Consider the following 15,493-nt stretch of genomic DNA (forward strand, 5'->3'; position numbering starts at 1 on the left):
GGGGCGTAGTTCCAATTGGTAGAACAGCGGTCTCCAAAACCGACGGTTGGGGGTTCGAATCCCTCCGCCCCTGCCAGATTTTATTGATTCAAAGCGAAGACCGGTCGCAACTAGGATTAAAGAATGAGCGCAAATAACGAGACGCAAAGCAGTTCGTTGAACAGTTTGAAATGGATAATCGCAATCGCCCTTTTAGTTGTTGCTATTGGCGGTAATCATTATTACACAGAAGAAGTGTCGGTTTTATACCGTGCTATAGCTGTGGTTGTTTTAGTTGCCTTAGCAGGTTTCTTTGCCAGCACGACAACGAAGGGAAGAACCTTTTTGTCGTTTGCAAAAGAAAGTCGTACCGAAGTTCGAAAGGTTGTCTGGCCATCGCGTCAGGAAGCGACTCAAACAACGCTTATCGTTGTTGTTGCGACCGTTGTAGTAGCACTTATTCTCTGGGGCCTTGACGGTATCCTGGTACGTGTCGTTGGCTTCTTAACCGGATTGGAGATTTAACCATGAGCGATAAGAAACGTTGGTACGTAGTACAAGCTTTTTCCGGTTACGAGGCGCGGGTTTCTGAATCTCTGAAAGAACATATCAAAATGCACGGTATGGAAGATAAATTCGGTGAGATTCTGGTACCTAAAGAAGAAGTTGTGGAAATGCGCGGCGGCGTTCGTCGCAAAAGTGAACGCAAATTCTTTCCGGGCTATGTTTTAGTCGAAATGGATATGGACGAAGATGCCTGGCACTTGATTAAGAGCGTGCCTCGCGTACTTGGCTTTATCGGTGGTAGTAGCGATCGTCCTACCCCTATTTCAAAGAAAGAAGCTGATGCCATTTTGGATCGCTTACAAGATTCTGCAGACAAGCCTAAACCTAAGACCTTATTTGAGCCGGGCGAAGTTGTACGTGTTAACGACGGTCCTTTCGCTGACTTTAACGGTACGGTTGAAGAAGTTGATTACGAGAAGAGCCGTGTTACGGTATCGGTTTCCATCTTCGGCCGGGCTACACCAGTTGAGCTTGAATTTGGTCAGATAGAAAAAGCCTGATCAAAAAAGCAGCAAGACAAAGATTGATCTATGGCGCGAAGTCACTTATAATTCGCGTCCTTTTTTAACGGGAAGCCGTTGGAGTAACTTTCCTCTGAAAAGTTACGAGGCGTTAAACCCACAACAGAGGTAATTACCATGGCGAAGAAAGTATCGGCCATTATCAAATTACAGGTAGCTGCTGGTTCAGCTAACCCGTCACCGCCAGTTGGTCCAGCATTGGGTCAGCACGGTGTGAACATCATGGAATTCTGTAAAGCGTTCAACGCACAGACCGACAGCCTGGAAAAAGGCGCACCGGTTCCTGTCGAAATTACAGTATTCGAAGACCGTTCATTCACATTTATTACCAAAACGCCTCCTGCGTCTTTCTTGTTGAAGAAAGCGGCTGGTATCAAGAGTGGTTCAGGCGAGCCAAATACCAAGAAAGTTGGTACGGTAACTCGCGCGCAATTAGAAGAAATTGCGAAAACTAAAGAACCAGACCTGACTGCTGCCGACATGGACGCAGCTGTACGCACTATCGCCGGCTCTGCTCGCGCGATGGGCTTGAACGTGGAGGGCTAATCAATGGCTAAATTAACAAAACGCGCTCGTATGATCGCAGAGAAAGTTGAAGCCCGTGATTACGATGTGAATGAAGCGATTACTCTGTTAAAAGAGTTAGCAACAGCAAAATTCACTGAAAGTGTTGATGTCGCAGTAAACTTAGGCATCGATGCTCGTAAATCTGACCAAAACGTTCGTGGTGCTACTGTACTGCCAAACGGTACTGGCCGTGACGTTCGCGTTGCTGTATTCACTTCAGGTGACAATGCAGAAAAAGCGAAAGCAGCCGGTGCGGACATCGTTGGTATGGAAGACTTAGCGGCACAAGTTAAGAAAGGTGAAATGAACTTCGACGTAGTCGTAGCATCACCTGACGCAATGCGTGTTGTTGGTCAATTAGGTCAAATCTTAGGTCCACGTGGCCTGATGCCTAACCCGAAAACTGGTACTGTAACTCCAGACGTAGCAACAGCAGTTAAAAACGCTAAAGCTGGTCAGGTTCGCTATCGCAACGACAAAAACGGTATTGTTCACGCAACAATCGGCCGTGTTGACTTCGATAATGACAAATTGAAAGAAAACCTTGAAGCTCTGTTGGCGGCTCTTAAGAAAGCGAAGCCTTCTTCAGCTAAGGGTGTCTATGTAAAACGCGTCAGCCTGTCCACAACAATGGGTGCTGGTGTGAGCATTGACCAGGCAACTGTAGCAGCGGTTTAATTCGCTGCAGTTAGGGTTAGTGTAATGGTTTATGGGTTGGAGCTGCCGTGGCGTTGCTAAGGCGCAACAAAGCAAGGCTCCCGTCCAAGACCGTAGGTGTACCGCGAGAATCTCAGAACATCGAGTAGCGGCACTTAATTTCCTACGCAGATGGTGATATCCGACTCAGGCTCTCTGGGTAGAGAATCACCGTGACAACGCGGTGGGTTTTATCCCACCTAATTGTAACGAGGGACTTCGGTCCCAAATTGAAAACGAGGTGATATCAGTGGCAATTGGTTTAGCCGGAAAGAAAGCCATCGTTAAAGAAGTTAACGACGTTGCTTCAAATGCGCTAGCCGTCACCGTTGCTGAATATCGAGGCATCGAAGTAGCCGATATGACTGCGCTGCGTAAGAAAGCTCGCGAGCAGGGTATTTTCGTTAAAGTTGTACGAAATACGCTGGCAAAACGCGCTTTTGAAGGCACACAGTTTGACGACATGGGCGATGCACTTAAAGGACCTCTTGTTTATGGGTTTTCTATGGACGCACCGGGCGCTTCAGCTCGTTTGTTCAAAGACTTCTCAAAAGAAAACAAGAACTTGCAAGTGACAGCTCTGTCAATCGGTAATGGCATCATGGGTCCAGAAAAATTGGACGCAGTTGCTTCACTTCCGACTCGTGACGAAGCATTGGCTAAATTGCTCGCCACCTTCAAAGAACCGGTTAGCAAATTCGTTAAAACAGTTAACGAAGTACCTAGCAAGTTCGTTAGAACGTTGGCAGCAATTAAAGACGCTAAATAATACGTTGGTTTTTTAACCATTTTTTTGTAATTATAAACCCAGGAGTTTAGAGTAATGGCTCTGACTAAAGACGACATCTTAAACGCGATCGCTGAAATGCCAGTAATGGAACTGGTTGAACTGATCGAAGCAGCTGAAGAAAAATTCGGCGTTGACGCATCTGCAGCAGTAGCAGTAGCTGCTCCAGCAGCAGGCGGCGAAGCGGCAGCTGAAGAAAAAACTGAATTTGACGTAGTACTGAAAGCAGCTGGCGCAAACAAAGTTTCCGCTATCAAAGCTGTTCGCGGCGCAACTGGCCTTGGCTTGAAAGAAGCTAAAGCTATGGTTGAGTCTGCACCAGTAGCAGTTAAAGAAGGTGTAAGCAAAGACGAAGCTGAAGAGCTGAAAAAGCAGCTTGAAGAAGCTGGTGCGGAAGTTGAAGTTAAGTAATTTAACTTTTGTACGACATATGGCCTTTTAGGCCTTGGGCTGGTGGTTAATTAACCACCAGCCTTTTTGCGCTGTATCGCTTGTATCATTTTGCCCGAGGTTGGATACAGATAAGCGAAAAAATAACAACGGGATCGACAGATAAAAGATTAATCTGTTTTTAACCATCGAACCACTCGTTGGTTAGGGTCATCAATCAGCTAGCTGAGGAACCCCATGGCGTACTCCTACTCTGAAAAAAAACGTATTCGTAAGGATTTCGGTAAACGACCTCAGGTCTTAGAAGTTCCTTATTTGCTGTCTATGCAGCTTGATTCATTTAAGAAATTTATTGAAGTCGATCCAGAAGCCAATAATGGTCTGGAAGCGGCTTTTCGTTCGGTCTTTCCTATTGCCAGTTATTCTGGTACTGCGGAACTACAGTACGTCAGTTATCACATGGGTGAGCCGGCGTTTGACGTTGAAGAATGTCAAATCCGTGGCATTACCTACTCAGCACCATTGCGTGTGAAACTGCGTCTGGTGCTGTTTGATAAAGAAGCAGCTGCCGGTACAGTTAAAGACATTAAAGAACAAGAAGTGTACATGGGCGAAATTCCGTTAATGACAGAAAACGGAACCTTCGTTATCAATGGCACAGAGCGAGTTATCGTTTCTCAGCTCCACCGGTCACCTGGTGTGTTCTTTGATCACGACAAAGGTAAATCACACTCGTCAGGTAAAGTCCTGTATAACGCGCGTGTTATTCCTTACCGTGGCTCTTGGTTGGATTTTGAATTTGATCCTAAAGACAACGTTTTTGTACGTATCGACCGTCGTCGTAAATTACCGGCGTCAATTATTCTTCGTGCTCTGGAATACAGCACCGAAGAAATTCTCGATATGTTCTTCGACACAACCTACTTTGAGATCCTTAAAACTAAGGTGAAAATGCAGTTGGTGCCTGAACGTCTGCGTGGCGAAACCGCCAAGTTTGACATCAAAGGTGCTGAAGGCGAAGTATTGGTTGAAAAAGGCCGTCGTATTACCGCACGTCACATCCGCCAGTTGGAGCAACTGGACATTAAAGAGATGGAAGTGCCGGCAGAATACATGGTCGGAAAAGTATTAGCGAAAGATTACGCAAATAAGAAAACTGGTGAAGTGGTTGGTCACGCGAATGACGTGCTGACACTTGAGCTTATCGCCGAGCTTAGCGAAGCAGGTATCAAGAAAATTGAAACGCTGTTCGTTAACGATTTGGACCACGGTCCATACATGAGCGAAACTTTACGCGTTGATTCAAGCAACAACCGCTTAGAAGCTTTGGTTGAAATCTATCGTATGATGCGTCCAGGCGAGCCGCCAACACGCGAAGCTGCCGAAACCTTATTTGATAACCTGTTCTTCAGCGAAGAACGTTATGACTTATCAACGGTTGGCCGCATGAAGTTTAATCGTCGTTTGGGTCGTGAAGACTTAAGCGGTGATAACACGTTGTCCAGAGAAGACATCGTCGAAGTCATGAAAAAACTTATCGAAATCCGTAACGGTTTAGATGAAGTTGATGACATTGACCACCTGGGTAACCGTCGTATACGTTCAGTCGGCGAAATGGCAGAAAACCAATTCCGCGTCGGTTTGGTACGTGTAGAGCGTGCAGTAAAAGAACGCTTGTCGCTGGGTGACTTAGACAACACCATGCCTCAAGACCTGATTAACGCGAAGCCAATTAGTGCTGCGGTTAAAGAGTTCTTTGGTTCAAGCCAGCTGTCGCAATTCATGGATCAAAACAACCCATTGTCAGAAGTGACGCACAAGCGTCGTATCTCTGCTTTAGGTCCGGGTGGTTTGACGCGTGAACGTGCCGGTTTCGAAGTCCGTGACGTACATCCAACGCACTATGGTCGTTTGTGTCCGATTGAAACTCCTGAAGGCCCGAACATCGGTCTAATCAACTCGTTGTCGACCTTCTCGCGTACCAACGAATATGGCTTCTTAGAAACGCCTTATCGTCGTATTGAGAACGGTTCTGTTACAGACGACGTCGATTATTTGTCAGCAATCGAAGAAGGCAACTACGTTATCGCACAGGCGAACGTGGGGCTGAACGATAAAGGCGAATTGACTGAAGATTTAGTACCTTGTCGTCATAAAAACGAATTTACGCTGATGAGTAAAGAGCAGGTCCAGTACATGGACGTTGCACCTCAGCAAATCGTTTCTATCGCAGCAAGTATGATCCCGTTCCTTGAACATGATGATGCTAACCGGGCCTTGATGGGCTCGAACATGCAACGTCAGGCCGTACCAACATTGCGCGCTGATAAGCCGCTGGTAGGTACAGGTATCGAACGCACTATCGCAGTTGACTCCGGGGTTACCGTTGTTGCTAAGCGTGGTGGTGTGGTCGATTACGTAGACGCCAGCCGTATCGTGGTTAAGGTTAACGAAGAAGAGATGGTCCCGGGTGAAGCGGGCATCGACATTTATAACCTGACTAAATACACGCGTTCTAACCAGAACACCTGTATTAACCAAAAACCAACCGTGAACCCAGGTGAACCTGTAACACGCGGTGACGTTTTAGCTGACGGTCCGTCAACTGACTTAGGTGAATTAGCACTGGGTCAGAACATGCGTGTGGCCTTCATGCCGTGGAATGGTTATAACTTCGAGGATTCGATTCTGATTTCTGAGCGCGTAGCGCAAGAAGATCGGATGACAACCATCCATATTCAAGAATTAAACTGTGTTGCCCGTGACACCAAGTTAGGTGCCGAGGAAATTACCTCTGATATACCAAACGTTGGTGAATCTGCATTAGGCAAACTGGACGAGTCCGGTGTCGTTTATGTCGGTGCAGAAGTTAACGGCGGCGATATTCTGGTCGGTAAAGTAACCCCTAAAGGTGAAACGCAGCTAACGCCGGAAGAGAAACTCTTGCGAGCTATCTTCGGTGAGAAAGCGTCTGATGTAAAAGACAGCTCTCTGCGTGTACCAAATGGTGTTAACGGTACGGTTATTGACGTACAAGTATTCACTCGTGATGGCGTGGAAAAAGATAAGCGCGCGGTAGCGATTGAAGAAATGCAGCTGGCTAAGGTTAAGAAAGACCTGACAGAAGAATTCAAGATTCTTGAAGAAGGTATTTACAACCGAGCTCGTAACTTGTTGTTAAGCAATGGCTTTGACGAAGCGAAATTGGCGAGTGTTGATCGCGCAAGCTGGTTGACCCAGGACTTAGGCAACGAAGACGCACAAGCTCAATTAGAGCAAATTGCTGAGCAGTACCAGCAAATTCGTGACGACTTTGATACTAAGTTTGAAACCAAGCGCCGTAAGATCACTCAAGGCGACGACTTAGCGCCGGGTGTTCTGAAAATCGTTAAGGTTTACTTAGCCGTACGTCGTAGTATTCAGCCTGGTGATAAACTGGCTGGCCGTCACGGTAACAAAGGTGTTATCTCAACCATCATTCCTGTGGAAGATATGCCACACGATGATGAAGGGAACCCGGTCGACATCGTATTGAACCCGCTGGGTGTACCTTCGCGGATGAACATCGGTCAGATCCTGGAAACGCACTTAGGTATGGCGGCTCGCGGTATTGGTAGCAAGATCGAAAAAATGCTGAAACAGCAACGTGCTATCTCTGAATTACGCGACTTTTTACAGCAGGTGTACGACTTGGGCGAAAGCCGTCAGAAAGTAGACATTACTGAGTTTACTGATGATGAAGTTATGCGCTTAGCCGGTAACTTGAAAGCCGGTCTGCCAACAGCTACACCTGTATTTGATGGTGCAGTTGAAGAAGAAATTAAGGCATTGTTGAAGCTTGCAGATTTACCTGAATCTGGTCAGATTCGGTTATTCGACGGCCGTACTGGTGATAAATTTGAACGTGACGTAACCGTTGGTTACATGTACATGCTCAAACTGAACCACTTGGTCGACGATAAAATGCACGCACGTTCAACTGGCTCGTACAGCTTGGTTACTCAACAACCACTGGGTGGTAAAGCTCAGTTTGGTGGTCAGCGCTTCGGTGAGATGGAAGTCTGGGCATTGGAAGCATATGGTGCGGCTTATACCTTGCAGGAAATGTTGACAGTTAAGTCGGACGACGTGAACGGTCGTACGAAGATGTACAAAAACATTGTCGACAACAACTTGCAGATGGAAGCGGGCATGCCGGAATCCTTCAACGTATTGTTGAAAGAAATCCGCTCGCTGGGCATCAATATCGAGCTAGAACAGAACTAAGACGCTGTTGCTGGAATAAATTGGGGGAGTGCTTGCGCTCCCCGTAGGTTGAACTCCGACAGGAGATAAATCGTGAAAGACTTGCTGAAGCTTTTAAAGCCGACGAATCAGGCAGAAGAGTTTGATGGTATTCGCATCGCTCTTTCGTCTCCAGATATGATCCGTAGTTGGTCATATGGTGAGGTGAAAAAACCTGAAACTATTAATTACCGTACCTTTAAGCCGGAACGTGATGGTTTGTTCTGTGCTCGTATTTTTGGTCCGGTAAAAGACTATGAGTGCTTGTGTGGTAAATACAAGCGCCTGAAGCACCGTGGTGTTATCTGTGAGAAGTGTGGCGTTGAAGTTACACTGACTAAAGTACGTCGTGAGCGTATGGGTCACATCGAACTAGCAAGCCCGGTTGCACACATCTGGTTCCTAAAATCATTGCCGTCGCGCATTGGTTTAATGCTGGATATGACTCTGCGTGATATCGAACGTGTACTGTATTTCGAATCTTACGTTGTTACCGAAGGTGGTTTAACCTCTCTTGAGCAGGGTCAAATCCTGACTGAAGACGAATACCTAGACGCGCTTGAAGAGCACGGCGACGAATTCGACGCGAAAATGGGTGCAGAAGCAGTTCTGGATCTGTTACGTGCTGTTGATATCGACGGTGATATTCAAAAGTTACGTGAAGAGTTGCCTGAGACAAACTCAGAAACTAAGCGTAAGAAAATTAGCAAACGACTGAAGTTACTTGAAGCATTCCAGGTATCAAATAACAAACCTGAATGGATGATCTTAAAAGTACTTCCTATTCTGCCACCAGACTTACGTCCGTTGGTACCGCTTGATGGCGGTCGTTTTGCAACGTCTGATCTGAATGACTTGTACCGCCGCGTAATTAACCGTAACAACCGTCTGAAGCGCCTGTTAGACCTTGCTGCACCAGATATTATCGTGCGCAACGAAAAACGTATGCTGCAGGAAGCAGTTGATGCGTTGTTAGATAACGGTCGTCGTGGTCGTGCTATTACTGGCTCTAACAAACGTCCTCTGAAATCTTTGGCTGACATGATCAAAGGTAAACAGGGTCGTTTCCGTCAGAACCTTCTGGGTAAACGTGTAGACTATTCAGGCCGTTCGGTTATTACCGTTGGTCCTAAACTGCGCCTGCACCAGTGTGGTTTGCCGAAGAAAATGGCATTGGAATTATTCAAACCATTTATTTATGGCAAATTGGAGCGTCGTGGTTTAGCTACAACCATTAAAGCGGCTAAGAAAATGGTTGAGCGCGAAACCGCAGAAGTATGGGACGTACTTGATGAAGTCATCAAGGAACACCCAGTACTGCTTAACCGTGCACCGACACTTCACCGTTTGGGTATCCAGGCGTTTGAACCGGTACTGATTGAAGGTAAAGCAATTCAATTGCATCCATTGGTCTGTGCGGCTTATAACGCCGACTTTGATGGTGACCAAATGGCTGTGCACTTACCACTGACTTTAGAAGCTCAGTTGGAAGCACGTGCGTTGATGATGTCTACCAACAACGTACTGTCGCCGGCAAGTGGTGATCCTATTATCGTTCCTTCGCAGGACGTTGTACTTGGTCTGTATTACATGACCAAAGAGAAAATCAACGGTAAAGGCGAAGGTATGGTTTTCAAAGATCCGAACGAAGTCGAAAAGGCTTATCGTACGGGTCAGGTTGAGTTGCATAGTCGTGTTCGAGTGCGTATCACCGATACCACCATTGATGACGACGGCAATCGCACAACGAAAACCGAATTGCGTGATACCACTTGTGGTCGTGCAATTTTGTCACTGATTATGCCGGAAGGTCTGCCTTTTGAACTGATTAATCAGGCAATGGGTAAAAAACCGATTGGTCGTATGTTGAACAAGGCTTATCGTGACCTTGGTTTGAAAGACACGGTCGTTTTCGCTGACCAAATCATGTACACCGGTTTCCATTACGCAATGGTATCGGGTGCGTCGGTTGGTATAAACGACATGGTTATCCCTGAAGCTAAGAAAGAGATTGTTTCTGCAGCAGAAGAAGAAGTGGCTGAAATTCAGGAACAGTTCGAGTCAGGTTTGGTAACTGCCGGTGAGAAATACAACAAAGTTATCGATATTTGGTCAACCGCTAACGAGAAAGTCTCGAAAGCGATGATGGATAACTTGTCGAAAGAGACTGTTAAAAACAGAGACGGTGAAGACGAAGAACAGGCGTCGTTTAACTCAGTCTTTATGATGGCTGACTCAGGTGCTCGTGGTAGCCCCGCGCAGATTCGTCAGTTAGCCGGTATGCGTGGTTTGATGGCTAAGCCAGACGGCTCAATCATCGAAACGCCAATCGTTGCTAACTTCCGTGAAGGTCTGAACGTACTTCAGTACTTCATCTCGACGCACGGTGCTCGTAAAGGTTTGGCCGATACCGCATTGAAAACAGCGAACTCAGGTTACCTGACTCGTCGTTTGGTAGACGTTTCACAAGACGTTGTGATCATGGAAGAAGACTGTGGCACATACGAAGGTCTTTACATGAAACCGCTGATTGAAGGTGGTGACGTTGTAGAGCCGTTGCGTGAACGTGTACTGGGTCGTGTTCTTTGTGAGCCGGTAATGAAACCAGGCAGCGAAGAAGAGCTACTTCCGCGTAATACATTGCTTGATGAAAAAATGTGTGACGTATTGGAAGAAAACTCTATCGACGAAGTTAAAGTTCGCTCGGTTATTACTTGTGATACAGACTTTGGTGTTTGTGCACACTGTTATGGTCGTGATCTGGCTCGCGGACATATGGTTAACCAGGGTGAAGCGGTTGGTGTTATCGCAGCACAGTCAATCGGTGAGCCGGGTACACAGTTAACCATGCGTACCTTCCACATCGGTGGTGCGGCATCTCGTGCTACAGCTGAAAACAATATCCAGGTGAAAAACCCGGGTACAATCAAGCTGCACAACGCTAAATGGGTTGTGAACAGCGATAAAGCTCACGTTATTACGTCACGTTCTACAGAGTTAACTCTGACTGATGAATACGGCCGTGAGCGCGAGCGTTACAAAGTACCTTATGGTGCGGTCTTGAAAAAAGGCGAAGGCGACTCAGTAGATGGCGGCGAAACCGTTGCTAACTGGGACCCGCATACTCACCCAATCATTACCGAGGTAGAAGGTCGTATCAAGTTTGTTGATTTAATTGATGGTGTCACTATGACTCGTCAAACCGATGAACTGACAGGCCTTTCAAGCATTGTTGTACTGGAAACGGGTCAGCGTACCAGTGCCGGTAAAGACATGCGTCCAATGGTGAAATTGGTTGATGGTAAAGGTAACGACGTTAATATCGCCGGTACTGATATCCCTGCGCAATACTTCTTGCCAGGTAACGCTATTATTAACCTGGAAGATAATTCTGAGGTTAAAATTGGTGACACCTTAGCGCGTATTCCTCAGGAAGGCTCTAAGACTCGTGATATTACCGGTGGTCTGCCACGTGTTGCTGACTTGTTCGAAGCGCGTAAGCCAAAAGAACCAGCGATTCTTGCAGAGAAAACCGGTACGGTTTCCTTCGGTAAAGAAACCAAAGGTAAACGTCGCCTACTGATTACCCCTACCGATGGTGGAGATCAGCACGAAGAGATGATTCCGAAATGGCGTCAGCTGAACGTGTTTGAAGGTGAACAAGTGACTAAAGGTGAAGTTATTGCCGATGGTCCAGAAGCACCGCATGACATTTTACGCTTACGTGGCGTTAGTGCAGTTGCTAACTATATCGTTAACGAAGTGCAGGAAGTTTACCGTCTGCAGGGTGTTAAAATTAACGATAAGCACATTGAAACTATTGTTCGCCAGATGTTGCGTAAGGCACTTATTTTACGCGCCGGCGATACCAACTTGCTGGAAGGCGAGATGGTTGAAATGTCAGAAGTGTTAGCAGCTAACGCAAAAGCGGAAGCGGATGGTAAGAAACCAGCAATATTTGAACGTCAGTTGCTGGGTATTACTAAGGCATCGTTGTCGACTGAATCCTTTATTTCAGCGGCTTCGTTCCAGGAAACAACGCGAGTTCTTACCGAAGCAGCCGTTGGTGGTAAGAAAGACAGCTTACGTGGACTGAAAGAAAACGTAATTGTTGGTCGTCTGATCCCTGCAGGTACAGGTTACTCATATCACAAAGAGCGCATGCAGCGTCGACTGGATGAACTGAATGTTGATATCGAGCCAACTATGACTGCAGAGCAGGCTGAGCAACAACTTGCGGATGCCTTAAATGCTGGAAATAGTTCTGCAGGTGATGATTCTGCAGAATAATTAGCGAACGTTTTTAACGTTCGTGTACAGAAGCCGGTACTGTAAAAGTGCCGGCTTCTTTTGTATAGCCTTGACAGGCGAAAATATGACCATTAGAATTTCCGCTCCCGAATTTCGGGATCTGACTTTCAGTGGTCAGAAAAAAGCGATTTTTCACGCTCTATACACGTGGTAAAAAGCGACATCAACTAAACTAGGAGTAATGAATGGCAACAGTTAACCAGCTGGTGCGTAAAGGCCGTCAAAAGCCCGTTGTGAAAAGCAACGTTCCGGCTCTTGAAGCGTGCCCTCAAAAACGCGGTGTATGTACCCGTGTTTACACAACTACGCCAAAGAAACCGAACTCTGCAATGCGTAAAGTTTGCCGTGTTCGTTTAACTAACGGTTACGAAGTTTCTTCGTACATCGGTGGCGAAGGTCACAACTTACAAGAACACTCAGTCGTACTAATTCGTGGCGGTCGTGTAAAAGACTTGCCAGGTGTGCGTTATCACACAGTACGCGGAGCACTTGACTGCTCAGGTGTTAATGACCGTAGACAAGGTCGTTCTAAGTACGGCGCAAAACGGCCTAAATCTTAACGGTTCTCCGTTAGTAAGGCCAAACTGTCGTACGTTTTGGGTAAAACCCTGAATTAATCGGAGAATATTGAGATGCCAAGAAGACGCGTCATAGGTCAACGTAAAATCCTTCCAGATCCTAAGTTCGGATCAGAATTGTTGGCCAAATTTATCAATGTCGTCATGGTTGACGGCAAAAAAGCAGTCGCTGAAAAAATTATTTATGGTGCATTGGACATCCTGGCAGAGAAGTCAGGTAAAGATCGCCTGGAAGTCTTTGATACAATTTTAGACAACATCCGCCCAATGGTTGAGGTTAAATCTCGTCGTGTTGGTGGTTCAACGTATCAGGTTCCGGTTGAAGTTCGTCCGGTACGCCGTAACGCACTGGCTATGCGCTGGTTAGTTGATGCAGCGCGCACCCGTGGTGAAAAATCAATGTCGCAGCGTCTGGCAGCTGAAATGCTAGATGCATCAGAGAACAAAGGGTCTGCTGTGAAGAAACGTGAAGACGTTCACCGCATGGCTGAAGCAAACAAAGCGTTTGCTCACTATCGCTGGTAATTCGCAGTTAACCTAGAAGGAGTTTATTGTGGCTCGTAAAACTTCCATAGAGCGCTATCGTAATATCGGTATTTGTGCTCACGTAGACGCCGGTAAAACAACCACAACTGAACGTGTGTTGTTTTATACTGGTTTGTCTCACAAAATTGGTGAGGTGCACGATGGTGCAGCCACCATGGATTGGATGGAACAAGAACAAGAGCGTGGTATCACTATCACGTCAGCAGCTACCACCTGTTTCTGGCAGGGTATGGACAAGCAATTCCCTGAGCATCGTGTAAACATCATCGATACTCCTGGACACGTTGACTTCACCATCGAAGTTGAACGTTCTTTGCGTGTTCTTGACGGTGCTGTTGTTGTACTTTGTGCATCATCTGGTGTCCAGCCTCAGACTGAAACTGTTTGGCGTCAGGCAAACAAATATGAAGTTCCTCGCATGGTATTCGTCAACAAGATGGACCGTGCAGGCGCAGACTTCTTATCTGTTGTACACCAAATGAAAACGCGTTTGGCAGCTCAGGCTGTTCCAATGCAGCTACCAGTAGGCGCAGAAGATAATTTCCGCGGCGTTGTGGACTTAGTTAAAATGAAGTTCATCAACTGGAGCGAAGAAGACATGGGTACTTCATTCACTTATGAAGAAATCCCTGCTGACATGGTTGATGAGTGTGAAAAATATCACGCTGAGTTGGTAGAAGCTGCGGCTGAAGCTAACGAAGAATTGATGACTAAATACCTGGAAGAAGGTGAGTTAACTGAAGCGGAAATCAAGCAAGGCCTGCGTATGCGTACTCTGGCTAATGATCTTTGTTTGGTTGCTTGTGGTTCTGCGTTCAAAAACAAAGGTGTTCAGGCAGTGCTTGACGCTGTTATTGAATACTTGCCATCACCAACAGAAGTTAAGCCTATCACTGGTATTTTGGATGATGAATCTGAAGGCGTACGTAAGTCGTCTGACGAAGAGCCATTCTCAGCTCTGGCATTTAAAATTGCGACTGACCCATTTGTTGGTACCTTGACGTTCGTTCGCGTTTACTCTGGTGTATTGAACCAGGGCGACGGTGTTGTTAACCCAGTTAAGAACAAAAAAGAACGCGTTGGCCGTATGGTACAAATGCACTCAAACAGCCGTGAAGAGATCAAAGAAGTTCGCGCTGGTGACATCGCGGCACTGATTGGTCTTAAAGACGTTACTACAGGTGACACGCTGTGTGATCCAGCTCATAAAATCACACTTGAGCGTATGGAATTCCCTGAACCGGTTATCTCGGTTGCAGTAGAGCCGAAAACTAAAGCTGACCAGGAAAAAATGGGTATTGCTTTAGGTAAATTGGCTGCAGAAGATCCATCGTTCCGTGTTAAGACTGACGAAGAATCTGGCCAGACAATCATCTCTGGTATGGGTGAACTTCACCTGGATATCCTCGTTGACCGTATGAAGCGTGAATTCAAAGTTGAATGTAACGTAGGTCAGCCGCAGGTTGCTTACCGTGAAGCAATTCGTGAGTCTGTCGAAGTCGAAGGTAAATTCGTACGTCAATCAGGTGGTCGTGGTCAGTTTGGTCACGTTTGGATTAAACTTGAACCAATGACTATCGAAGAAGACGATAACGGTGATGACATTATTTACAAATTCGTAAACGAAATTGTAGGTGGTGTTGTACCGAAAGAATACATCCCGGCAGTAGACAAGGGTATCCAAGAACAGATGCAACAAGGCGTCTTGGCTGGCTATCCTGTATTGGGTGTTAAAGCGACTCTATATGATGGTTCATACCACGATGTCGACTCTTCTGAAATGGCATTTAAAATTGCTGGTAGCATGGCCTTCAAGAAAGGTGCATTAAAAGCTAACCCAGCTCTGTTAGAGCCAACCATGAAAGTTGAAGTTATCACTCCTGAAGAATCTATGGGTGATGTCGTGGGTGACTTAAACCGTCGTCGCGGTCTTATTGATGGTATGGAAGAAGCTCCGGGTGGTTTGAAAGCAGTTAATGCTCAAGTACCACTGTCTGAGATGTTCGGTTATGCGACAGACTTGCGTTCACAAACGCAGGGTCGTGCATCCTACTCTATGGAGTTCCTGAAATACTCTGAAGCACCAAACAACATTGCTGAAAAAGTAATGGCTGAGCGTAACGCTAAATAAGTAAGGTCTGGTCCGGTTCTTTCGAGGCCGGGCTTTTAACTTAAGTTTGAGGATATATCATGTCTAAAGAAAAATTTGAACGTTCGAAGCCGCACGTAAACGTCGGCACCATCGGTCACGTTGACCACGGTAAAAC

General features: G+C 46.4%; 11 protein-coding genes. All 11 read left to right on the plus strand.

Annotation, left to right across the window (positions count from 1 at the left end; all coding sequences use genetic code 11):
- The first annotated feature begins 123 nt into the window (after window positions 1–123).
- The 11 genes from secE to fusA all read left to right on the plus strand — a co-directional run bounded on the left by secE (window position 124) and on the right by fusA (window position 15,357).
- On the plus strand, window positions 124–504 hold the full coding sequence (gene secE / locus ACN0RF_RS13195; protein ID WP_034818783.1) for a preprotein translocase subunit SecE: 381 nt from the start codon (window positions 124–126) through the stop codon (window positions 502–504).
- Between the two features lie 2 nt (window positions 505–506).
- The gene (nusG, locus tag ACN0RF_RS13200) at window positions 507–1,046 is read left to right on the plus strand and encodes a transcription termination/antitermination protein NusG (protein WP_011233602.1); all 540 of its coding nucleotides are present in this window, start codon (window positions 507–509) and stop codon (window positions 1,044–1,046) included.
- Window positions 1,047–1,184: 138 nt separating this feature from the next.
- Window positions 1,185–1,613, plus strand: a complete 429-nt coding sequence (gene rplK, locus ACN0RF_RS13205) for a 50S ribosomal protein L11 (protein WP_011233603.1) — start codon at window positions 1,185–1,187, stop codon at window positions 1,611–1,613.
- Between the two features lie 3 nt (window positions 1,614–1,616).
- Entirely contained in the window at window positions 1,617–2,312 is a 696-nt protein-coding gene (gene rplA / locus ACN0RF_RS13210) for a 50S ribosomal protein L1 (protein ID WP_034818776.1), read from the plus strand.
- Between the two features lie 268 nt (window positions 2,313–2,580).
- The gene (rplJ, locus tag ACN0RF_RS13215; protein WP_011233605.1) at window positions 2,581–3,099 is read left to right on the plus strand and encodes a 50S ribosomal protein L10; all 519 of its coding nucleotides are present in this window, start codon (window positions 2,581–2,583) and stop codon (window positions 3,097–3,099) included.
- Window positions 3,100–3,153: 54 nt separating this feature from the next.
- The gene (gene rplL, locus ACN0RF_RS13220) at window positions 3,154–3,528 is read left to right on the plus strand and encodes a 50S ribosomal protein L7/L12 (protein ID WP_011233606.1); all 375 of its coding nucleotides are present in this window, start codon (window positions 3,154–3,156) and stop codon (window positions 3,526–3,528) included.
- Between the two features lie 216 nt (window positions 3,529–3,744).
- Window positions 3,745–7,773: a DNA-directed RNA polymerase subunit beta gene (gene rpoB, locus ACN0RF_RS13225; RefSeq protein ID WP_417439378.1), complete on the plus strand. Its 4,029-nt coding sequence runs from the start codon at window positions 3,745–3,747 to the stop codon at window positions 7,771–7,773.
- Window positions 7,774–7,845: 72 nt separating this feature from the next.
- Complete coding sequence (rpoC, locus tag ACN0RF_RS13230) at window positions 7,846–12,081, plus strand: DNA-directed RNA polymerase subunit beta' (RefSeq protein ID WP_417439379.1); 4,236 nt, start codon at window positions 7,846–7,848, stop codon at window positions 12,079–12,081.
- Window positions 12,082–12,287: 206 nt separating this feature from the next.
- Window positions 12,288–12,662, plus strand: coding sequence for a 30S ribosomal protein S12 (rpsL, locus tag ACN0RF_RS13235; protein WP_011233609.1), 375 nt, complete (start codon window positions 12,288–12,290; stop codon window positions 12,660–12,662).
- Between the two features lie 72 nt (window positions 12,663–12,734).
- Entirely contained in the window at window positions 12,735–13,205 is a 471-nt protein-coding gene (gene rpsG / locus ACN0RF_RS13240; RefSeq protein ID WP_011233610.1) for a 30S ribosomal protein S7, read from the plus strand.
- Between the two features lie 28 nt (window positions 13,206–13,233).
- Window positions 13,234–15,357, plus strand: a complete 2,124-nt coding sequence (gene fusA / locus ACN0RF_RS13245; RefSeq protein ID WP_034818772.1) for an elongation factor G — start codon at window positions 13,234–13,236, stop codon at window positions 15,355–15,357.
- Window positions 15,358–15,493 lie beyond the last annotated feature (136 nt).

The organism is Idiomarina sp. (genome assembly GCF_048260185.1).
Classification (GTDB): Bacteria; Pseudomonadota; Gammaproteobacteria; order Enterobacterales; family Alteromonadaceae; genus Idiomarina.

What these genes read in the sequence shown, in the direction of transcription:
- rpsL (WP_011233609.1), top strand. Translation starts at nt 12,288, where the DNA reads ATGGCAACAGTTAACCAGCTGGTGCGTAAAGGCCGTCAAAAGCCCGTT.
- rpoB (WP_417439378.1), top strand. Translation starts at nt 3,745, where the DNA reads ATGGCGTACTCCTACTCTGAAAAAAAACGTATTCGTAAGGATTTCGGT.
- rplK (WP_011233603.1), top strand. Translation starts at nt 1,185, where the DNA reads ATGGCGAAGAAAGTATCGGCCATTATCAAATTACAGGTAGCTGCTGGT.
- rpsG (WP_011233610.1), top strand. Translation starts at nt 12,735, where the DNA reads ATGCCAAGAAGACGCGTCATAGGTCAACGTAAAATCCTTCCAGATCCT.
- rplL (WP_011233606.1), top strand. Translation starts at nt 3,154, where the DNA reads ATGGCTCTGACTAAAGACGACATCTTAAACGCGATCGCTGAAATGCCA.
- nusG (WP_011233602.1), top strand. Translation starts at nt 507, where the DNA reads ATGAGCGATAAGAAACGTTGGTACGTAGTACAAGCTTTTTCCGGTTAC.
- rplA (WP_034818776.1), top strand. Translation starts at nt 1,617, where the DNA reads ATGGCTAAATTAACAAAACGCGCTCGTATGATCGCAGAGAAAGTTGAA.
- secE (WP_034818783.1), top strand. Translation starts at nt 124, where the DNA reads ATGAGCGCAAATAACGAGACGCAAAGCAGTTCGTTGAACAGTTTGAAA.